Annotated in this window: 14 protein-coding genes and 1 tRNA gene; 6 read left to right on the forward strand and 9 right to left on the reverse strand. The window is 65.7% G+C overall.

The window, feature by feature from the left end:
• Positions 1-71 precede the first annotated feature (71 nt).
• Positions 72-147 (reverse strand) — tRNA-Lys (locus tag D9X30_RS17435).
• A gap of 351 nt (positions 148-498) precedes the next feature.
• Here D9X30_RS17435 and D9X30_RS17440 point away from each other — a divergent pair.
• Positions 499-762: a DUF1488 family protein gene (locus D9X30_RS17440; protein ID WP_066738920.1), complete on the forward strand. Its 264-nt coding sequence runs from the start codon at positions 499-501 to the stop codon at positions 760-762.
• Between the two features lie 146 nt (positions 763-908).
• On the opposite strand, the gene D9X30_RS17445 is transcribed toward D9X30_RS17440, so the two are convergent.
• The 5 genes from D9X30_RS17445 to folD form a co-directional block, all read right to left on the reverse strand.
• Positions 909-2,768 carry a SulP family inorganic anion transporter gene (locus D9X30_RS17445; protein ID WP_228770957.1) on the reverse strand — a complete coding sequence of 620 codons (1,860 nt, stop codon included), beginning with the start codon at positions 2,766-2,768 and terminating at the stop codon, positions 909-911.
• Positions 2,769-2,772: 4 nt separating this feature from the next.
• Positions 2,773-3,570, reverse strand: coding sequence for an exodeoxyribonuclease III (xth, locus tag D9X30_RS17450; protein ID WP_153948436.1), 798 nt, complete (start codon positions 3,568-3,570; stop codon positions 2,773-2,775).
• Between the two features lie 6 nt (positions 3,571-3,576).
• Positions 3,577-4,014, reverse strand: coding sequence for a hypothetical protein (locus D9X30_RS17455; RefSeq protein WP_153948437.1), 438 nt, complete (start codon positions 4,012-4,014; stop codon positions 3,577-3,579).
• Between the two features lie 30 nt (positions 4,015-4,044).
• On the reverse strand, positions 4,045-6,147 hold the full coding sequence (locus D9X30_RS17460) for a M3 family metallopeptidase (protein WP_153948438.1): 2,103 nt from the start codon (positions 6,145-6,147) through the stop codon (positions 4,045-4,047).
• A 164-nt stretch (positions 6,148-6,311) separates the two neighbouring features.
• Positions 6,312-7,169, reverse strand: a complete 858-nt coding sequence (gene folD / locus D9X30_RS17465; RefSeq protein ID WP_153948439.1) for a bifunctional methylenetetrahydrofolate dehydrogenase/methenyltetrahydrofolate cyclohydrolase FolD — start codon at positions 7,167-7,169, stop codon at positions 6,312-6,314.
• A 154-nt stretch (positions 7,170-7,323) separates the two neighbouring features.
• Between folD and D9X30_RS17470 the strand changes: the two genes are divergently transcribed.
• Positions 7,324-8,022 (forward strand): hypothetical protein, encoded by a 699-nt coding sequence (locus tag D9X30_RS17470; protein WP_153948440.1) that lies wholly within the window; start codon positions 7,324-7,326, stop codon positions 8,020-8,022.
• Positions 8,023-8,115: 93 nt separating this feature from the next.
• On the opposite strand, the gene D9X30_RS17475 is transcribed toward D9X30_RS17470, so the two are convergent.
• Positions 8,116-8,748, reverse strand: a complete 633-nt coding sequence (locus D9X30_RS17475) for a response regulator transcription factor (RefSeq protein WP_101682117.1) — start codon at positions 8,746-8,748, stop codon at positions 8,116-8,118.
• Positions 8,749-8,889: 141 nt separating this feature from the next.
• A complete protein-coding gene (locus D9X30_RS17480) occupies positions 8,890-11,511 on the reverse strand; it encodes a PAS domain-containing sensor histidine kinase (RefSeq protein ID WP_153948441.1) in 2,622 nt (873 codons plus the stop codon).
• Positions 11,512-11,944: 433 nt separating this feature from the next.
• On the opposite strand from D9X30_RS17480, the gene aceE reads away from it, so the two are divergent.
• From aceE to lpdA, 4 genes are all read left to right on the forward strand, one after another.
• Positions 11,945-14,632, forward strand: coding sequence for a pyruvate dehydrogenase (acetyl-transferring), homodimeric type (aceE, locus tag D9X30_RS17485; protein ID WP_153948442.1), 2,688 nt, complete (start codon positions 11,945-11,947; stop codon positions 14,630-14,632).
• A gap of 202 nt (positions 14,633-14,834) precedes the next feature.
• The gene (gene aceF / locus D9X30_RS17490) at positions 14,835-16,496 is read left to right on the forward strand and encodes a dihydrolipoyllysine-residue acetyltransferase (protein WP_153948443.1); all 1,662 of its coding nucleotides are present in this window, start codon (positions 14,835-14,837) and stop codon (positions 16,494-16,496) included.
• A 63-nt stretch (positions 16,497-16,559) separates the two neighbouring features.
• Positions 16,560-17,192, forward strand: coding sequence for an Ntn hydrolase family protein (locus D9X30_RS17495; RefSeq protein ID WP_228770958.1), 633 nt, complete (start codon positions 16,560-16,562; stop codon positions 17,190-17,192).
• Positions 17,193-17,231: 39 nt separating this feature from the next.
• Positions 17,232-19,022 (forward strand): dihydrolipoyl dehydrogenase, encoded by a 1,791-nt coding sequence (lpdA, locus tag D9X30_RS17500; protein ID WP_153948444.1) that lies wholly within the window; start codon positions 17,232-17,234, stop codon positions 19,020-19,022.
• Positions 19,023-19,337: 315 nt separating this feature from the next.
• Here the strand turns inward: lpdA and phaP1 are convergent, their stop codons facing one another.
• Complete coding sequence (gene phaP1, locus D9X30_RS17505) at positions 19,338-19,862, reverse strand: TIGR01841 family phasin PhaP1 (RefSeq protein WP_153948445.1); 525 nt, start codon at positions 19,860-19,862, stop codon at positions 19,338-19,340.
• Between the last annotated feature and the right edge of the window lie 295 nt (positions 19,863-20,157).

Consider the following 20,157-nt stretch of genomic DNA (forward strand, 5'->3'; position numbering starts at 1 on the left):
GCATCGCCGGAAAGCGCATCGCCAGAAAGCAAAAGGCCGGAAGCATTGCTGCTTCCGGCCTTTCTTGTGTCTGGTGGGGCGTGAGTGACTCGAACACTCGACCTACGGATTAAGAGTCCGCTGCTCTACCAACTGAGCTAACGCCCCGACGAAGACCGAGATTCTAGCAGCATTTTCAGCTTTGTCAAACGCTAAATGCGTGCCGGGAATAAATCGGTCCGGCGGCCCGCAGCATGCGCGCTGCAAGCTGCCGCGTGACCGGACCGGTCGGCTGACCTGACCGGTCGGCACATCGCACCGACACATACGCATGGCATGCTGCGCGGTTGCGGTGGCGGCGTCACGAGGCGAAACATTCGACAAGTGACGGAACTTGCCGTACCCGCCGCCGGTCACTGGGACGAATCCTATTCTGCTGATGGCGTGCAGGGGATCGAAGACGATTTCCGCAAAGCCATGTTAGGATTCTTTTCCACTTGCATATGGAGGGCTGTGATGATGGAAATCAAATTCCAGGAGCAAGACCGCTACGACATCAACAACGAGGGTTTGCTGTTCCACGCGCTTGTCGATGGTGAGCAAGTGACATGCGTGGTAACACGCGAAGCACTCTGGGAAGGCTTCAGCGCCGACCAGGTGCTGTCGCTGGAAGAGGCGTTCCGCGCCGGTCGTGACACGATCGAACGCGCGGCCGTGGTACTGATCGAGCAGGGTGTTCCCCAGCCGGTCGTGGTCAAGCGGGCACACGTGGCGCCGGTCTGAAAGCCGGCCGACGGTAGCAACCCTCCGCCCGCCGGCTTCGGCCCTGCTTCACCGCAGGCCGGCCGGCGCGCCAGACGCCAGAAGTTCAGGGCGCCTTTCGAGAAATTCTCAGCAGTTTTTTCAAAGTCTGGTTGTCTGCATGCCACTCAGGCAGGGTCCGTCGTGTCCAGTGTTGCGCCATGCCGTGGCGCGGCCTGAACTGTGGTGTCCTGTTCCTGCGGGTTTGCTGGGCCACCGGGCCGCTGTGCGCATTCCTCGAAGATGCGCGCCTGGCATTGCGCGCAGATTTCGGGCGATAGCCGCGCGATGATCGTGTGAAGTGCCTGCCGCTTGGTCGGGAAAATATGGTCGCTGCCCAGCTTGGCGGTGAATCCGGTCTGCTTCCACGTTTCCAGCACCTGCGTACGCGGGCGATGGAAGTAAAGGTCGCCACCGGCCGCGCGCCGTTCGCTCAGTTCGGCTTCCCACATCTCGGCGCCAGCCAGGTCGATGAAGTTCATGCTCTTCGTCATCGCCAGCAGATGCTTCTGGTCGGCATCGACCGTACGCAGCCAGTGCAGGCGATCCGTCACGTATTGCACCGCGCCGAAGTAGATCGCGCCTTCCATGCGCAGCAGCTTCAGCTGCGGGCATTCGGGCTGCGGGCGTCGCAGTTCGTCCAGCGGCGTGAAGCGCCGGCCCGGGTCGTCGGCGTCAGGCACGAGGCTGCGTACGGCGGGGCGCGACGTGCGATAGAGATAGGCCACCAGCGACAGCATCGTACCTAGCAATACGGCCATTTCCAGCCGGATCACCAGCGTGGCGGCGAACGTGCCCACCGCGATGGCGAATTCCGTGCGGGAAAGCTGTGCGATGCGGCGCATTCGCTGGAAATCGAACAGGCCCCAGGCCACCAGCATCAGCATGGCCGCGATGGCGGCCAGCGGAATTTGGGCCAGCAACGGGGCGCTGACGGTGACCAGCACCACGAGCAGCAGGGCCGAAAAAACGCTGGCGAGCGGCGTCTGGGCACCGGCTTCGAAGTTCGGCATCGAACGGTTCAGCGATCCGCACGAGATATAGCCCGAAAACAGCCCGCCAGCGATGTTCGACAGACCCTGGCCGATAAATTCGCGGTTGGCGTCGATGTGCTGCCCCGACCGCAGCGCCACGGCCTTGGCGATCGAGATCGACTGCCCCAGCGCCACAATGGTCAGCGCGGCGGCGATGCCGAGCAGGTCGGGCACCGTGCGCCAGTTGATGTCGGGCACATGGAACGGTGGAATGGCCGATGGAATCGGTCCCACCACGTTCACCTGCCGGGCGCCGCCCCAGCCGCTATGGTTCAGCATCATCGCGACGCTGTAGCCGGCCAGCAGGCCCAGCAGCATGAACGGCAGCCGCCGCGACACCCGCTTGAGGGCGATGGTGACCAGCAGCGTCACCGCGCCGACGATCAGCGCGCTGCCATTGACGGTGTCGAGGTTCTCGAACAGAAAACGCACCACGCCGAACGCGCTGGTGCCCGTGGGCACTGCCAGCCCGAACAGGTCCTTGAGCGCGTAAAGGCCGATCAGCGTGGCCGCACCGCAGGTGAAGCCGAGCAATACCGACGGCGAAATGAAGTTGGCCAGCGAGCCCAGCCGCAGCGCCCCGACCGCCAGTTGCAGCAGGCCCACCAGTATCGTCACGGCAAGGGCCAGCGCAATATAGGCCGGGCTGCCCGCGAAGGCCACCGGGCTGAGCATGGCGAATAGCGCCAGCGAATTGGCATTGGTCGGCCCGGACATCACATGCCAGCTCGACCCGAACAGTGCGGCCACGATGCACGGAATCACGGCCGTGTAGATGCCGTATTGCGGCGGCAGCCCGGCCAGCGTGGCAAAGGCCACGCCCTGCGGCAAGACCAGCACCGCGCCGAGCAGGCCGGCGATGACGTCGGCGCGCAGCGTCAGCGGAGTGACGCGTCGCAGCCAGGGAAACCAGCGTTGCAGCGGCGGGGTGTTGGCGCGGGCGGTGGCGCTCATTGGCTCAGTCGAGCTTGAGCGAGGCCACGACCGGCGTGTGGTCCGACGGCTGGTCCCAGCGGCGCGGTTCCTTGTCGATCAGGCAGGTCGTGCAGTGCGGCGCCAGGCCCGGCGACAGCAGGATGTGGTCGATGCGCAGGCCTGCGTTGCGGCGGAAGCCCATCATGCGGTAGTCCCACCACGAGAACATCTTGTCGGGCTGCTCGAACATGCGGAACGAATCGACCAGGCCCATCGCAATCAGCGCCTTGAACGCATCGCGTTCTTGCGGGGACACCAGGTTCTGGCCTTCCCATTTGGCCGGGTCGTGCACGTCGCGGTCTTCCGGGGCGATATTGAAATCGCCCAGCAGCGCCAGCTTCGGATACTTGATCATTTCGGCGCGCAGCCAGTCGGTCATGGCGCGCAGCCAGTCGAGCTTGTAGACAAACTTGTCGGAATCCAGCGCCTGGCCGTTCGGGAAGTACGCGCTGATCAGCCGCACGTCGCCGTAGGTGCCGGCCACCACGCGCTGCTGGGCGTCTTCATAGCCGGGGATGTTACGCACGACGTCGGTCGGCGCCGGCATCGCGCCGTCACGCGCCACGATCGCCACACCGTTGTACGTCTTCTGGCCCGTGAAGATGCTGTGGAAGCCGGCCGCCTCCAGCTCGGCCAGCGGATACTTGTCGTCTGGCAGCTTCAGTTCCTGCAGGCACAGCGCGTCGATGGGGGTGCCCGCGGCGTCCTGCGCCGCCAGCCATTGCAGCACCTGGGGCAGGCGGACCTTCAGGGAGTTGACGTTCCAGCTGGCGATTCTCATATGTCGTTATTCTTCGGGATTGGCACTTTCGCCAAAAAGGTTGCGGCTGCCGCCCAGCAGATCGCGCTGGTCGAGGATTTCGAACGCGATGTCGGGATGGGCTTCCATGCTGCGCCGGATGGCGGCGGGAATCGCCTGCCGGGTCTTGCGGCACAGGCCGGGCTGGTCGGCCAGTTCGATGCGGAAGCCGCGCGTGGTGCGCACCACGTTGTCACTGGGCGTGATCGTGATCGTGATGCCCAGCAGCGCGTGCATCCGTTCCTGCATGCGGTTCAGCTCGGCCAGCGTGGCGATGTTCTCTAGTCGTTCTACGAGTTTCTTTTCTTCCTGCTGCGTGAGTTGCAGGATGCGCCGGTCGGCGTGTGGATTTTCCAGCAGCGCCTCGCGGTTGCAGACGCAGGCGCCCGGCGGACATTCCTTGCGGATCGGGAAAGGCATGTCCATGAGCCGGGGCGCTTGGCCGGGGTGACGCGATCAGGCTGCCGCCGCCGTTTCGGCCATGCCGCCGTGCCGCAGCAGCGCGTCGATCTGCGGGGTGCGGCCGCGGAAGGCGACGAACGACTCCATGGCCGGGCGGCTGCCGCCCACCGACAGGATCTCCCGCCGGTAACGCTCGCCGGTTGCCGCATCGAGCACGCTGCCCGACAGCCTGGCGGCTTCCTCGAAGGCCGCGTACACGTCGGCCGAGAGCACTTCGGCCCACTTGTAGCTGTAGTAGCCGGCCGCGTAGCCGCCCGCGAAGATATGGCTGAACGTGTTCGGCCAGCGCGAGAGCGGCGACTGTGGCACCACGTGCTTCGCGTCGTTGATCTGGCGCGACAGTTCCAGCACCGACACGGGGCCCTGCGGGTCGTAGTCGGTATGCAGGTGCATGTCGAACGACGAGAACACGATCTGGCGCAGCGTCATCATGCCGTTCTGGAAGTTCTTCGCCGCCAGCATGCGGTCGAACAGCGCGCGGGGCAGCGGGGCGCCGGTATCCACGTGGGCCGTCATCGTCGACAGCACCTCGTATTCCCAGCAGAAGTTCTCCATGAACTGCGACGGCAGTTCCACGGCATCCCATTCCACGCCGTTGATGCCCGAAACGCCCAGGTCGCCCACCTGCGTGAGCATATGGTGCAGGCCGTGGCCGAACTCGTGGAACAGCGTGATGACCTCGTCATGCGTGAACTGTGCCGGCTTGCCGCCCACCGGCGCCGTGAAGTTGCAGGTCAGGTAGGCCACCGGCGTCTGCACGGTGCCGTTGTCGCGCTCCTTGCGGCCGCGGGCGTCGTCCATCCAGGCGCCGCCGCGCTTGCCTTCGCGCGCGTAGAGGTCGATGTAGAACTGGGCCAGCAGCGCGCCCTGCGGCGACACCACGCGGAAGAAGCGCACATCCTTGTGCCAGGTCTGGGCGTTGTCCGGCTCGATCTTCACCGAGAACAGCTTTTCGACCACGCCGAACAGGCCTTTGAGCACCTGCGGCTCCTGGAAGTACTGCTTGACCTCGTCGTCGGAGAACGCATAGCGCTTCTGGCGCAGCTTTTCCGACGCATAGGCCACGTCCCACGGTTCGATCGTGTCCAGCCCCAGTTCGGCGGCCGCGAATTCGCGCAGTTCCTTCCAGTCGGCTTCGGCGAAGCGGCGCGCGCGGACGGCCAGTTCGTCCAGGAACTTCAGCACGTCGGCCGGCGTTTCGGCCATTTTCGGCACCAGCGAGACTTCGCCGTAGTTCTTGTAGCCGAGCATCTGCGCCTCTTCCCGGCGCAGCGTCAGCTGCTCGCGCATGTTCGCCGTGTTGTCCCAGTCGGGCTGGCCGTTGTTGTACTGCGGGCCCAGTTCCGAGGCGCGCGTGACGCTGGCCTGGTACATGGTCTGGCGCAGCGCGCGGTCATCGGCGTACTGGAGCACCGGGAAGTACGACGGGAAGTGCAGCGTGAATTTCCAGCCGGCCTTGCCGTCCTTTTCGGCGGCCAGCCGCGCGGCTTCCTGCGCGTCGGCCGGGATGCCCGCCAGGCGCTTCTCGTCGTCGATGTAGAGCGCATAGGCGTTCGTCGCGTCGAGCACATGATCGGAAAATGCCTTCGACAGCTGGGCCTGCTGCTCCTGGATCTCGGCAAAACGCGGCTTCTTGTCCTCGGGCAGCTCGGCGCCGCCCAGGCGGAAGCCGCGCAGCTCGTTTTCGAGCAGTTGCTTGCGGGCCGGCGACAGGCCGGCGAATTCCGGGCCGGCCGCCACGGCCTTGTATTTCTCGTACAGGGCCAGGCTCTGGCCCAGCGACGACCAGAACTCGGTCATGCGCGGCAGGTTGTCGGCGTGAGCCTTGCGCAACTCGGGCGTATCGGCCACGGCGCTCAGGTGGCCCACCACACCCCAGGCACGGCCCAGCGGTTCGGTGGCGGCCTCCAGTGCCTCCACGGCGGTCTTCCAGGAAGCCGGCGTCTCCGGGGCTTCGGCGCGGGCGACGGCGGCCTGCGCCTGGGCCAGCAGCACGTCAAGCGCGGGGCTGATGTGCTCGGGGCGGATTTCGGCAAAGCGCGGCAGGTCGGTGAAGTCCAGCAGCGGATTGGCGGCGCGGTCGGTGGTATCAGTCATGACAATTCCCGGTTGGCGTGCCGCCGTCGAAAAGGCCATGCGGGCATGGCGGCACGATTACCTGTGCAAGATGAGGCCTTTGAGGCCAAATATCCAGTACGACTTAGCTATCAGGATGATTGAGGTGCGGCGGGCGCGCCATCGGGACCCATCCGGATCCTGTCTCAGGCCAGGCCGGCCCGGCGCTCGGCCGCTTCCAGCGTGTTGATCAGCAGCATCGTGATTGTCATCGGGCCGACGCCACCCGGCACCGGCGTGATATGGCCGGCTACCTCGCGCACGCCGGTAAAGTCCACGTCGCCGCACAGCTTGCCGGCATCGTCGCGGTTCATGCCCACGTCGATGACCACGGCGCCCGGCTTGACCATGTTGGCGGTGATGATGTTGCGACGGCCCACGGCGGCCACGATGACGTCGGCGTCACGGGTGTGGGCGGCCAGGTCGCGCGTCTTGCTGTTGCAGATCGTCACGGTTGCGCCGGCCTGCAGCAGCAGCATCGCCATCGGCTTGCCCACGATGTTCGAGGCGCCCACCACTACGGCACGGGCGCCGCGCAGCGGGTACTGGATCGATTCCAGCATCTTCATGCAGCCGTACGGGGTGCAGGGGCGGAACAGCGGGGCGCCGGTCATCAGCGCGCCGGCATTGGCCACGTGGAAGCCGTCCACGTCCTTTTCGGGGGCGATGGCTTCGAGCACCTTGTGGCTGTCGATATGCTTGGGCAGCGGCAGCTGCACCAGGATGCCGTGGATCTTCGGGTCGTTGTTGAGCGCGTCGATGCGGGCCAGCAGGTCGGCTTCGGACAGGTCGGCCGGATAGCGGTCCAGCGACGAGTAGAAACCGTTGTCCTCGCAGGCCTTGACCTTGTTGCGCACATAGACCTGGCTAGCGGGATCCTCGCCCACCAGCACCACGGCGAGCCCGGGCTGGTGACCGGCGGCGGTCAGGCGGGCAGCGCGCTGGGCGGCTTCGGCACGGATTTGTTTGGCAAGGGCGTTACCGTCGATCAATTGGGCGGACATGGGCGTACGTGACTGGAAAGGCAGAGAGGAAGGGCCGCGCGCCGCGCTGGAGGGCCGGCGCGCGCAAAACCCGGATTATAAAGGCTTGGCACGATTCGGCGCCGCCTTGACCGCATGCAAGCGGAGACAGGCTGGCGACTGCTAGCATCCGGCGATGGACATCGACGAATCTTCAATTCCGGAACTGCTGGCGACCTGGCCGCTGCCGACCCTGGCCGTGGCGGTGCTGGCCTGGGCGATCTCGCAACGGCCGTGGCTGGTGCTGCGCCGCGAGCCGATCCAGCATGCCTGGCTGGGCACGCTGGTGTTCCTGGCGCTGCTCTGGACGGCACGCGCCACGCTGGGCGGCGGGGTGGTGATCCAGCTGATGGGCGCGACCCTGGCCGTGACGATGTTCGGCCTGCCGATGGCGCTGGTGACGCTGGCCATCGCCAACGTGATCTCGCTGATCGGGCTTGCCTACCTGGCCGGGCAGGCGTGGCAGGACATCCACTGGATATCGCTGGCGCCGCGCTTTATCTGGATGGCGGCGGTGCCCGGGCTGGTCACGGCCGGCCTGCAGGCCACCTTGCGGCACTGGCTGCCGCGGCACCTGTTCATCTTTATCCTGGGCCACGGCTATTTTGCCGCGCTGGTGGCGGCCATTGTGGCGGGGGTGCTGCGGCTGGCCTGGCTCATGCTGGCCGGGCAGGCAGGCGAGGCCGGGCTGACCGTGGGCGACTGGCTGACCGGCGTGGTGATCATCGCCTTCGGCGAGGCCTTCCTGACCGGCATGCTGGTGGCCATCTTCGTCATCTACCGCCCGCAATGGGTGGTGACGTTCGCCGACGCCGAATATCTGGAGGGAAAATAGGAGAGCGCCGGGCTGGGCCGCGGGCGGCAGGCCCGGCGCCGGCCGCGCCGTGGCGATGCACGGGCAGCCGGCGCGTCGGGGAATGCAGCCCGGTCAGCTGTTGCGCGACAGTGCCAGGCGCAGCAGGTCGGCCACCGTGTTGACGTTGAGCTTTTCCATGATGTTGGCGCGGTGCGCCTCCACGGTCTTGATGGAAATACCCAGGTCGTCGGCGATCTGCTTGTTCAGGCGGCCGGCCACGATGCGTTCCAGCACCTGCTGCTCGCGCGTGGTCAGCTTGGACAGCAGATCCTTGGCGGCGCGCTGCTCGCGGGCGGCGGAATGGTCGGTGCGGGCCTTTTGCAGCATCCGTTCCACCAGCGCACGCAGTTCGGACTCGTCGAACGGCTTTTCGATGAAATCGATCGCGCCGCGCTTCATCGTCGACACCGCCATCGGCACGTCGCCATGGCCGGTAATGAAGACGATGGGGATGTCGATGTTCTCGGCGATCATGCGTTCCTGCAGCTCCGGACCGCTCATGCCGGGCATGCGCACGTCCAGGATCAGGCAGGCCACCGAACTGGTGTCGTAGGCGGACAGGAACTGCTCGGCGCTGTTGAAGCTGCGCACCTGGTAGCCGTTGCCCTCTAGCAGCCAGGTCAGCGAGTCGCGCATCGCTTCATCGTCGTCGACGATGAAGACGGTCTCGCCACGATGCGGCGTTGGGCTGGGCGTTGCGGTCATGAAGTCTCCTGGGGCAAAGTCGTTTGCAACGAAGTGTAACTGCATGCGGCGGCGCGCAACACCCCCAGTCAAATCGTCCGGACGGCCTCCCGATGCCCCGCGGCAGAGGGTCGTCCGGCATGCCCGGGGGCGCTCCGGAGCTTATTGCTCGTGTAGCGCGGGCTGCAGCGGCAAGGTGATTTTAAACGTACAACCGATGCCGTCCACATTGTTTTCCACCCAGAGACGGCCCTGGTGGGATTCAATGATCGACCGGCAGATGTTCAGGCCCATGCCCATGCCGTCCGATTTGGTGCTGAAGAACGGCTCGAACAGGCGCTCCTTGGTGGCTTCGTCCACGCCCGGGCCCTGGTCGATCACGTCGATGCAGACCGATTGGCCGAACTCGACATTCTCGATCCGCGCGTGGAGCCGCACCACGCCGGCCGCGCGCATCGCCGGCAGGCCGGCCATGGCTTCCACGGCGTTCTTGAGCAGGTTGACCAGCACCTGCTCGATCAGCACCGGGTCCACATACAGCATCGTCGGCGGGGCGGGCAGGCGTGTCAGGATGGTCACGCGGCGGCGCGTGGCTTCCAGGTCGGCCAGGCCCACGGCGTCGGCCACGATGTCGTGCAGGGCGGCCTCGCGCCGCTGGGGCTGGCTGCGCTTCACGAAGCCGCGGATGCGGCTGATGATGGTGCCGGCCCGCACGGCCTGTGCTGACGTCTTTTCCAGTACCGGGATCAGGTCTTCGGGCGTGCTGCGGCCCGAATGCAGGCGCGCCACGGCGCCCATGCAGTAGTTATTGATGGCGGCCAGCGGCTGGTTCAGCTCGTGCGCCAGCGACGACGCCATCTCGCCCATGGTGGTCAGGCGGCTGGTGAACTGCAGGCGTTCCTCGTGCTGGCGCGCCATTTCCTCGGCGGCCTTGCGGACCGTGATGTCGGTGGCGATCTGCATCTGCGCCAGGTGTCCGTCCACCCACTGGATATAGCGGCGGCGCACTTCGAACCATTTCTGCATGTCGGGCACGAACACTTCCCGGGCGTCTGACGCGTACGGCATCAATTCCGAGGCGGGGAGGCCGGCGTAGGCGTCGACGAAATCGGTGTTGTCACTCGACATCTGTTCCTTGTCGAAGTCGTCGCCCGCCAGTTTCAGGTGCCCCTCTGCCTCCCAGCCGAACAGCTGGCGGTAATAGCGGTTGGCGAACAGCAGTTCGGCCTTGTCGGTGGCCAGCACCGACACCGCGGCGTCCAGGCTTTCCAGCACCGTCGTGAAGCGGTCGTGCGCGGCGGCCAGTTCCTCGCGGGCGCGCTTGGGCTCGGTGATGTCCGTCATCGAGCTCATCCAGCCCGTATGACGGCCGCGGCTATCCACCAGCGGCGACACGTACATCCGCGCGAAGAAGCTGCTGCCGTCGCGGCGCATCACGCGCATTTCGTAGCCGGTGGCCGGCGACTTGCCCTGCAGCGTCAGGTCGATCTGCTTCTGCATTTCCTGCTGGTCGTTGGGCGGCCAGTAGGGGAAGGGCGGGATGCGGCCCACCAGTTCGGGCTCGGTCCAGCCTGTCATGCGGCAGAACGCCGGATTCACGTAGGTGATGCGGCCGTTCAGGTCAAGCGCCCGCAGTCCGATCAGCATCGAGTTTTCCATCGCGCGCCGGAACGATGTCTCGGCCAGCAGCGCGCGCTGCGCCTCGGAGCGCCGGCTGGTGTGCCGCCACATGCTCCACAGGCTCCATAGCAGGAAGCATGACAGCCCCACCACCAGCCACAGCAGCATGTTGTTGGGCAGGTTCGATGGCGGCGGATAGGCGTCGGCGCGCAGCGACAGCGAATGGCCCGGGGGGTCGAGCAGCACCTCGTAGGACAGCGCATTGCCCGGCACCGGCCGCACCGACGTGCTGGCGCGCGTCTGGTTGTTCTTGTCGATCAGCGAAAAGCGGTACCGCTCGGTCAGCTCGGGCGGCAGCAGGTGGGTCAGGATGCCGTTGATCGAATAGAGCGCCCCGAGCGTGCCCAGGAACTCGTTGTCGCGCACGATCGGCACTTCCATCAGCATGAAGCTGTCGCCGCGGTCGTTGGTCAACGGGCGGGAATAGACCACGCGCTGGGTCTCGCGCGCGGCATCGAAGGTGTCCAGTACCTCGGGTTCCAGCGGCTGGTCGACAGTCTCCCGTAGCCGTCCAGCGAATTCGGACGTCGATGGCAGCGACCAGCGGCCCCGCTTGGTGGCGTCGAGCCAGTTGATGAAAACGATTTCGGGGTTTTCGCGCAGGATTTCCTGGGCGGCGGTGCGGTACGCGCCCTGGTCCAGCTGCGCGGCGGCGATGTCGCGCGCCAGCGAAGCCATCTGGTCCTGGTTGCTCAGCAGGGATAGCCGCACACGCTGCTGGGCCCAGGCGGCGTCACGGTACAGCGAGTCGCGCTGCTGCTGGCGCTCGGTCTCGTGCAGCGACCACAGGATGACGCCCATCGCCACGGTGAACAGCACGATGGCCACCAGCGGAATGAACATGAACCAGCTGGTCGCCACCAGATTGCGCCAGCGCATGATCCACAGGCGGCGCGGCGGTGCGGCCAGCGGTTCCATGACGTCGGCGTGATCGGCATGTTCGCCGTGGCCAGGGTGGTCGTCGTGACCGCCATGTGGGTCGCCATGGCCCGCGCGCGCCACGCCGGGCGCAACGCCCTGGGCGGAATCGCTGACGGTACCGGCGGAATTCGGTGGCAGGATGGCCGTTCGCAGGCCAGAGAGGATTCGGTCGAAGAACTGCATAGGGGATTGACGGTCAGCCAACCAGTGTATCGGCTTTATTGCGGTGCGTCGCTTGGGGAAAGCGCCTATCCGGCACAGGCGGATTCGCACATCCACCAGGCCGTTTGACGGCGCGTGCATGCGGTTTCTGGTGCACTGCCGCAATATTTCACATTATAAGAAAGGACTTCGTAATCTGAAAATTTAGCTTGTCAGCCGTTGCTGTGCTTCCATAGAATCGCTTCGACCGAACAATGCGGGCGGAGCCGTGTGCTTGAGCCGATGAGGATCCGGGCGACACGACCCGATGCGAAAGATCCCGGTCCTGGCCAGTGAACCGATGCCAGGGCCCCGCGGCAAGGGCTCCGCTGCGACGTCAACACCGTCAGACCGGCCAACCGAGATCCGCCATACCGGGCGGGCGCCGGGGCAGGAATTTACCCAGGAGACAGTCATGTCCGCTGTACCAGAGCAGATCCTCGGCGCCAGCAGCGCCAACGACGCAGATCCCCAGGAAACGCATGAATGGCTGGACGCCCTGCAGGGCGTCCTGAACGCGGAAGGCTCCGACCGCGCCGCCTTCCTGATCGACAAGCAGATCGAATACGCACGCGTGAACGGCGTGACCCAGCCGTTCCACGCCGAAACGCCGTATATCAACACCATTCCGGTGGAGCAGCAGGCACGCATTCCGGGCGACCAGGACATCGAGCACCGCATCCGCTCGTACACGCGCTGGAACGCGATGGCCATGGTGCTGCGCGCCAACAAGAACACCAACGTCGGCGGCCATATCTCGTCGTTCGCCTCGGCGGCCACGCTCTATGACGTGGGCTACAACCACTTCTGGCGCGCGCCGTCGGAACAGAGCGGCGGCGACCTGGTCTTCGTGCAGGGCCACTCGGCTCCGGGCGTGTACTCGCGCGCCTTCCTGCTGGGCCGCCTGACGGTCGAACAGCTCGACAACTTCCGCCAGGAAGTGGACGGCAAGGGCATCTCGTCGTACCCGCACCCGTGGTTGATGCCGGATTTCTGGCAGTTCCCGACCGTGTCGATGGGCCTGGGCCCGATCATGGCCATCTACCAGGCCCGCTTCATGAAGTACCTGGGCAGCCGTGGCCTGGTGAACACCGAAGGCCGCAAGGTGTGGGCCTTCCTGGGCGACGGCGAGACCGACGAGCCGGAATCGCTGGGCGCGATCGGCATGGCCGGCCGCGAAAAGCTGGACAACCTGGTCTTCGTGATCAACTGCAACTTGCAACGCCTGGACGGCCCGGTGCGCGGCAACGGCAAGATCATCCAGGAACTGGAATCGGAATTCCGCGGTTCGGGCTGGAACGTGATCAAGGTGGTGTGGGGCAGCCGCTGGGACCAGCTGCTGCAGCGCGACACCAAGGGCCTGCTGATGAAGCGCATGATGGACTGCGTGGACGGCGAGTACCAGACCTTCAAGGCCAAGGACGGCGCCTACGTGCGCGAGCACTTCTTCAACACGCCGGAGCTGAAGGCCATGGTGGCCGACTGGTCCGACGACGACATCTGGCGCCTGAACCGTGGCGGCCATGATCCGCACAAGGTGTACGCGGCCTACAAGGCGGCCAGCGAGCACAAGGGCCAGCCGACGCTGATCCTGGCCAAGACCATCAAGGGCTATGGCATGGGCGATGCCGGCCAGGCCATGAACGTGGCCCACCAGCAGAAGAAGATGCCGGTGGACGCCATCCGCGCGTTCCGCGACCAGTTCAACATCCCGGTGCCGGACGACAAGCTGGAGGAAGTCCCGTACCTGACCTTCGAGGAAGGCTCGAAGGAACTGGAATACATGCGCCAGGCGCGCATGAACCTGGGCGGCTACCTGCCCGCCCGCCGCCAGAAGGCCGAAGCGCTGAAGGTGCCCGAACTGTCGGCGTTCGACGCGCTGCTGAAGGCCACCGGCGAAGGCCGCGAAGTGTCCACCACGATGGCCTTCGTGCGGATCCTGAACACGCTGCTCAAGGACAAGCAGATCGGCAAGCACGTGGTGCCCATCGTGCCGGACGAATCGCGCACGTTCGGCATGGAAGGCCTGTTCCGCCAGGTAGGTATCTGGAACCAGGAAGGCCAGAAGTACGTGCCGGAAGACCATGACCAGCTGATGTTCTACAAGGAATCGCAGACGGGTCAGGTGCTGCAGGAAGGCATCAACGAAGCCGGCGCCATGTGCGACTGGATCGCCGCCGCCACGTCGTATTCGACGCACGGCGTGCAGATGATCCCGTTCTACATCTACTACTCGATGTTCGGCATCCAGCGTATCGGCGACCTGTGCTGGGCCGCGGCCGACATGCGCTCGCGCGGTTTCCTGCTGGGCGGCACGTCGGGCCGGACCACGCTGAACGGCGAAGGCCTGCAGCACGAGGACGGCCATTCGCACGTGTTCCACGCCGTGATTCCGAACTGCATCTCGTACGACCCGACGTTCCAGTACGAGCTGGCCGTGATCATGCAGGACGGCCTGCGCCGCATGTATGCCGAACAGGAAGACGTGTATTACTACCTGACGGTGATGAACGAGAACTACGAACATCCGGAAATGCCGGCTGGCGTGGAAAAGGACATCGTCAAGGGCATGTACCAGTTCCGCAAGGGCGTGGAAAACAGCAATGCGCCGCGCGTGCAGCTGCTGGGTTCGGGCACGATCTTCCGCGAGGTGATCGCCGCCGCCGACATGCTCAAGAAGGACTGGGGCGTGGAATCGGACATCTGGAGCTGCCCGAGCTTCACCGAACTGGCCCGCGAAGGCCAGGCCGTGGAGCGCCACAACCTGCTGCACCCGACGGAAGCGCCGCGCGAGTCGTTCGTGGCCCAGAAGCTGAAGGGCGTGCGTGGCCCGGTCATCGCATCGACCGACTACATCCGCGCGTTCGCCGAGCAGATCCGTCCGTTCGTGCCGCGCCGCTACGTGGTGCTGGGCACCGACGGCTTCGGCCGCTCGGATACCCGCGAGAAGCTGCGTCACTTCTTCGAAGTGGACCGCAACTGGGTGACGGTGGCCGCGCTGAAGGCGCTGGCTGACGAAGGTGCGATCGGTCGCGAAAAGGTGGCGGAAGCCATCAAGAAGTACAACCTCGACCCGAACAAGCCGAACCCGATGTCGGTCTGATTCCCCGGACTTGCACGACTGAACCCCCGCAGCGCGGCCACCCGCCGCGCCGCGGGCGCCCCCGGCTGGCCCGGCGGTGCCCCGCGGCGCAGGTGATGCGCGGCAGCGTGACAGATGCGTGCGGCGAGAGTAACCTCGCCGATTGCGTTTGTCGTGTTGAGCGTAACGAACCAGGGTGCCGGCTGCCCAGGAGAGACACTGAATGAGTCAAGCGATTGAAATCAAGGTGCCGGACATCGGCGACTACGACGCCGTTCCCGTCATCGAAGTGCATGTGAAGCCGGGCGACCAGATCAACGCGGAAGACGCGCTGGTCACGCTGGAATCGGACAAGGCCACGATGGACGTACCGTCGCCGCAGGCCGGCACGGTCAAGGAAGTCAAGATCAAGGTGGGCGACAACGTGGCCGAGGGCACCGTCCTGGTCATGCTGGAGCCTGCCGGCGCCGCCGCGGCGGCGCCTGCTCCGGCTCCGGCTCCGGCCGCCGCCCCGGCGCCTGCCGCCGCGGCTCCGTCGCCGGCGCCCGCCGCCCCGGCGCCTGCTCCCGCAGCCGCGCCGGCTGGCGGTGGCACGGTCGAGGTCAAGGTGCCGGACATCGGCGACTACGACGCCGTTCCCGTCATCGAAGTGCACGTGAAGCCGGGCGACCAGATCAACGCCGAAGACGCGCTGGTGACGCTGGAGTCCGACAAGGCCACGATGGACGTGCCGGCCCCGCAGGGTGGCACCGTCAAGGAAGTCAAGGTCAAGGTGGGCGACAACGTGTCCGAAGGCACGCTGATCCTGATCCTGGAAGCCGCTGGCGGCGCCGCCGCAGCCCCGGCGCCGGCCGCAGCACCCGCTGCCGCCCCGGCTGCTGCTGCACCGGCACCGGCACCCGCGCCGGCAGCTGCCGCCCCGGCCCCGGTCCCGGCCGCTGCGCCGGCCCAGGGCGTGACCGGCAAGGCCGCCCACGCCAGCCCGTCCGTGCGCAAGTTCGCACGTGAACTGGGTGTGGACGTGGCACGCGTACCGGGCTCCGGTCCGAAGGGCCGTATCACCCAGCAGGACGTGCAGAACTTCGTCAAGGGCGTGATGTCGGGCCAGACCGCTGCCCCGGCGGCCGCTGCCGGCGGTGGCTCGGGCGTCGGCCTGGACCTGCTGCCGTGGCCGAAGGTCGATTTCACGCGCTTCGGCGAAGTGGAATCGAAGCCGCTGTCGCGCATCAAGAAGATCTCGGGCGCCAACCTGCACCGCAACTGGGTGATGATCCCCCACGTCACCAACTGCGACGAGGCGGATATCACGGACCTGGAAGCGTTCCGCGTGCAGCTGAACAAGGAAAACGAGAAGGCCGGCATCAAGGTCACGATGCTCGCGTTCATGATCAAGGCCACCGTGGCGGCGCTGAAGAAGTTCCCGAACTTCAACGCATCGCTGGACGGCGACAACCTGGTGCTGAAGAAGTACTTCAACATCGGCTTCGCCGCCGACACGCCGAACGGCCTGGTCGTGCCGGTGATCAAGGACGCCGACAAGAAGGGCGTGATCGAGATCAGCCAGGAAATGGGCGAGCTGGCCAAGCTGGCGCGCGACGGCAAGCTGAAGCCTGACCAGATGCAGGGCGGCTGCTTCTCGATCTCGTCGCTGGGTGGCATTGGCGGCACCTACTTCACGCCAATCATCAATGCGCCGGAAGTGGCCATCATGGGCGTGTGCAAGTCGTACATGAAGCCGGTCTGGGACGGCAAGCAGTTCGCGCCGCGCCTGACGCTGCCGCTGTCGCTGTCGTGGGATCACCGCGTGATCGACGGCGCCGAGGCCGCGCGCTTCAATACGTACTTTGCGGCGCTGCTGGCGGATTTCCGCCGGATTCTTCTCTAAGTACCGAAGCAACCCGCCGGCGGGTCCGGCGGGATTGTCCGCACAGATTCAAAGGGGCGAGCCATGACTACCTGCGTTGTCGTACGCAAGGGTGACGAGGTGGCGATCGCGGCCGATGCGCTGGTGACGTTCGGCGATACGCGGCTGTCGCGTGCCTACGAGCGCAACCAGAAGGTGATTCCCGTGGGCGAGAGTTTCGTCGCGCTGGCGGGCACCACTGCGCATTTCCCGGTCATGCGCGCACTGTTGACGGGCATGGGCGACGAATGCCGCCTGATGACCCGCGACGATGTGTTCCGGACCTTCCTCAAGGTGCATGAAAAGCTCAAGAACGAGTACTTCATCAACACCAAGGAAGACGAGGACGACCCTTACGAGTCATCGCAGATCGTTTGCCTGATCGCAAATCCGGGCGGGATCTTTGGCGTGTATTCCTACCGCGAGGTGTTTTCGTTCGACCGTTTCTGGGGCATCGGCTCGGGCCGCAACTATGCGCTCGGGGCCATGCACGCGGTGTACGACCGGCCCGAACTGGGCGCCGGCGATATTGCGCGGATCGGGGTCGACGCGGGAATCGAATTCGACAAGAGCTCGGCTGGCCCGATCGACGTGCACACGGTGAAGATTCTTGCGGCACCCCATGAGACGCCCCAGCAGCCCGGCGGCGCGGCAACCAACAAAGACGACGCGGCCTGAGCCCGGAGCGGGCAGGGCGCGCATCCCAGGAGGAAAAGCATGAGTGTGATCGAAGTCAAGGTGCCGGATATCGGCGATTTCGACGCGGTGGAAGTGATCGAAGTGCTGGTCAAGGCCGGCGACACGGTCGAGGAAGAGCAGTCGCTGATCGTGCTGGAAAGCGACAAGGCCAGCATGGAAGTGCCGTCGTCGGCCGCCGGCAAGGTGGTGGACGTCAAGGTGAAGGTGGGCGACAAGGTGGCCAAGGGCACGGTGATCTGCACGGTGGAAGGCGGCGCGGCCGCCGCCCCGGCGCCGGCACCCGCCGCGGCACCTGCGCCGGCGGCTGCCCCGGCCCCGGCTGCGGCCGCTGCGCCGGCGGCCGCCCCCACGGCCGCCAAACACAGCGGCAGCGCCGACATCCAGTGCGACATGCTGGTGCTGGGCGCAGGCCCCGGCGGCTACTCGGCCGCCTTCCGTTCGGCCGATCTGGGCATGAACACGGTGCTGGTCGAGCGTTACGGCTCGCTGGGCGGCGTCTGCCTGAACGTGGGGTGCATCCCGTCGAAGGCACTGCTGCACAACGCGGCCGTGATCGACGAGGCCAAGGCCCTGGCCGCGCACGGCATCCTGTTCGGCGAAGCCAAGATCGACCTGGACGGCCTGCGCCACTACAAGGAATCGGTGGTCAGCAAGCTGACCGGCGGGCTGGCCGGCATGGCCAAGTCGCGCAAGGTGCAGGTGGTGCGCGGTATCGGCACGTTCCTGGACCCGCATCACCTCGAAGTGCAGGAAACCGAAGGTGACGCCAAGGCCACCACGGGCAAGAAGACCGTGATCCGCTTCGAGAAGGCGATCATCGCGGCCGGCAGCCAGGCCGTGAAGCTGCCGTTCATCCCCGAAGACCCGCGTATCTTCGATTCGACCGGCGCGCTGGAACTGCGCGACATCCCGAACAAGATGCTCGTCATCGGCGGCGGCATCATCGGCCTGGAAATGGCCACGGTCTACAGCACGCTGGGCGCGCGCATCGACGTGGTGGAAATGCTCGACGGGCTGATGCAGGGCGCCGACCGCGACCTGGTCAAGGTCTGGGACAAGATGAACAAGCATCGCTTCGATAACGTGATGCTGAAGACCAAGACGGTTGGCGTGGAAGCCAAGCCGGACGGCATCTACGTCAAGTTCGAAGGCGAGGGCGCCCCGGCCGAACCGGTGCGCTACGACGCCGTGCTGGTGTCGGTGGGCCGGACGCCGAACGGCAAGAAGATTGGCGCCGAGAAGGCCGGCGTGGCCGTGACCGACCGTGGCTTCATCGAGGTCGACAAGCAGCTGCGTACCAATGTGCCGCACATCTTCGCGATTGGCGACATCGTTGGCCAGCCGATGCTGGCGCACAAGGCCGTGCACGAGGCGCACGTGGCCGCTGAGGCGGCCCATGGCGAGAAGGCCTACTTCGACGTCAAGCAGATTCCGTCGGTGGCCTATACCGATCCGGAAGTGGCATGGGCCGGCCTGACCGAAGACCAGTGCAAGGCGCAGGGCATCAAGTACGGCAAGGGCGTGTTCCCGTGGGCCGCGTCGGGCCGTGCCATCGCCAATGGGCGTGACGAGGGCTTCACCAAGCTGATTTTCGACGAGGAAACCCATCGCATCATCGGTGGCGGTATCGTCGGCACCCATGCGGGCGACCTGATCAGCGAAGTGTGCCTGGCCATCGAGATGGGCGCCGATGCCGTGGATATCGGCAAGACAATCCACCCGCACCCCACGTTGGGTGAGTCGATCGGCATGGCCGCCGAGATCTACGAAGGCGTCTGCACGGACGTGCCACCGCCGCGCAAGCGTTGATCGGCCTCGGCCACAACGAAGAAGCCCGCCCATCGGCGGGTTTCTTTTTTGCCTCATTATTCAATTAACCGCCAAGCAATCGCTGCGGCAGCGAGCGGGCAAAAAAACGCCCGGCTACCTGCTTGCAGGGCCGGGCCGAACGATACCTTTAGGAATCGGTACCGAGGAGACATCGGTACAGGGCGATAGAGAGCGGGGCGATGGCGCCGCGTCTTGTCTACGCTTGCCGTTGGCAAAGCACCCATGCTAGAGGCGCAGGGCGAGGATGCTTTGCCAACGGACCGGCCGAAGCCGGTACGCTGGAACTACGGTGCTTTAGGCAGCAGCCGTCGGCTTCTTGGCGGCGGTGCGGGCCGTGGCGCTGGCTTGCTGGGCAGCCTTGGTCGCGGCGGTGGCTGCAGCCTGGAAGTTGCTTTCGGCCATTTCAACAGCCTGCTTGGTGGCCTTCTGGACCGATTCGTAGGCGTTGTTGGCAGCCGAGATGGCCGACTTCACGATGGCAACGGTCGATTCCGAACCGGCCGGGGCGTTCTTGGCGAAGTTGTCGACCAGGGTTTGCACGTTCTTCGTGCCTTCGGCCAGCTGGGCTTCGGCAACCTTCGTGAACTCGCTTTGGGTTTCCGAAGCGATTTCGTACAGGTGACGGGTGTAGGCCAGGGTCTTTTCGGCAACCGGCTGCACCAGCGAAGCCTGGATGGCCAGCAGTTCCTGTGCATCCTTGGCGCCAAGGGCCTTCTTGGCGTTGTCGACGTTCTCGGCGAACGTGGCCTTGACCACTTGCAGGTTCAGCTCAACGAGCTTCTCGACGCCTTCGAAGGCCTTCGAGGTCAGACCGAACAGAAATACTGTTCAGATACGAAGCACCGGCACTGGCTGATGCCGCAAATGGAGCGCTGCGCCGCGATGCCGAACATTGAAGTTGCTCATCTTGCGCTTGACGCCGCGCGGGTTCAGGCGCCCACGACTGCTCACGCAGCGCCCGCGCGCGATCTCGGCCAGCAGGGCCTCGCGCCAGGCAGGCAAACGCTCAGGGGGAAACGGCCGCAGCTTGCGGCATCTTGCGCTTGATCACGCGCACGGCGTGCATGAAGCTCAGGCGATCCGGATCGAGTTCGCGCGCCCAGGCCGCCTGCGC

The organism is Cupriavidus sp. U2 (assembly GCF_009663685.2).
GTDB lineage: Bacteria > Pseudomonadota > Gammaproteobacteria > Burkholderiales > Burkholderiaceae > Cupriavidus > Cupriavidus necator_C.

Excerpts from the sequence above, each read along its gene's own strand:
- D9X30_RS17480 (WP_153948441.1), bottom strand. The coding sequence starts at position 11,511 with ATGCAGTTCTTCGACCGAATCCTCTCTGGCCTGCGAACGGCCATCCTG.
- folD (WP_153948439.1), bottom strand. The coding sequence starts at position 7,169 with ATGTCCGCCCAATTGATCGACGGTAACGCCCTTGCCAAACAAATCCGT.
- D9X30_RS17445 (WP_228770957.1), bottom strand. The coding sequence starts at position 2,768 with ATGAGCGCCACCGCCCGCGCCAACACCCCGCCGCTGCAACGCTGGTTT.
- D9X30_RS17455 (WP_153948437.1), bottom strand. The coding sequence starts at position 4,014 with ATGGACATGCCTTTCCCGATCCGCAAGGAATGTCCGCCGGGCGCCTGC.
- aceE (WP_153948442.1), top strand. The coding sequence starts at position 11,945 with ATGTCCGCTGTACCAGAGCAGATCCTCGGCGCCAGCAGCGCCAACGAC.
- xth (WP_153948436.1), bottom strand. The coding sequence starts at position 3,570 with ATGAGAATCGCCAGCTGGAACGTCAACTCCCTGAAGGTCCGCCTGCCC.
- D9X30_RS17460 (WP_153948438.1), bottom strand. The coding sequence starts at position 6,147 with ATGACTGATACCACCGACCGCGCCGCCAATCCGCTGCTGGACTTCACC.
- D9X30_RS17470 (WP_153948440.1), top strand. The coding sequence starts at position 7,324 with ATGGACATCGACGAATCTTCAATTCCGGAACTGCTGGCGACCTGGCCG.
- aceF (WP_153948443.1), top strand. The coding sequence starts at position 14,835 with ATGAGTCAAGCGATTGAAATCAAGGTGCCGGACATCGGCGACTACGAC.
- D9X30_RS17475 (WP_101682117.1), bottom strand. The coding sequence starts at position 8,748 with ATGACCGCAACGCCCAGCCCAACGCCGCATCGTGGCGAGACCGTCTTC.
- D9X30_RS17440 (WP_066738920.1), top strand. The coding sequence starts at position 499 with ATGGAAATCAAATTCCAGGAGCAAGACCGCTACGACATCAACAACGAG.
- D9X30_RS17495 (WP_228770958.1), top strand. The coding sequence starts at position 16,560 with ATGACTACCTGCGTTGTCGTACGCAAGGGTGACGAGGTGGCGATCGCG.
- lpdA (WP_153948444.1), top strand. The coding sequence starts at position 17,232 with ATGAGTGTGATCGAAGTCAAGGTGCCGGATATCGGCGATTTCGACGCG.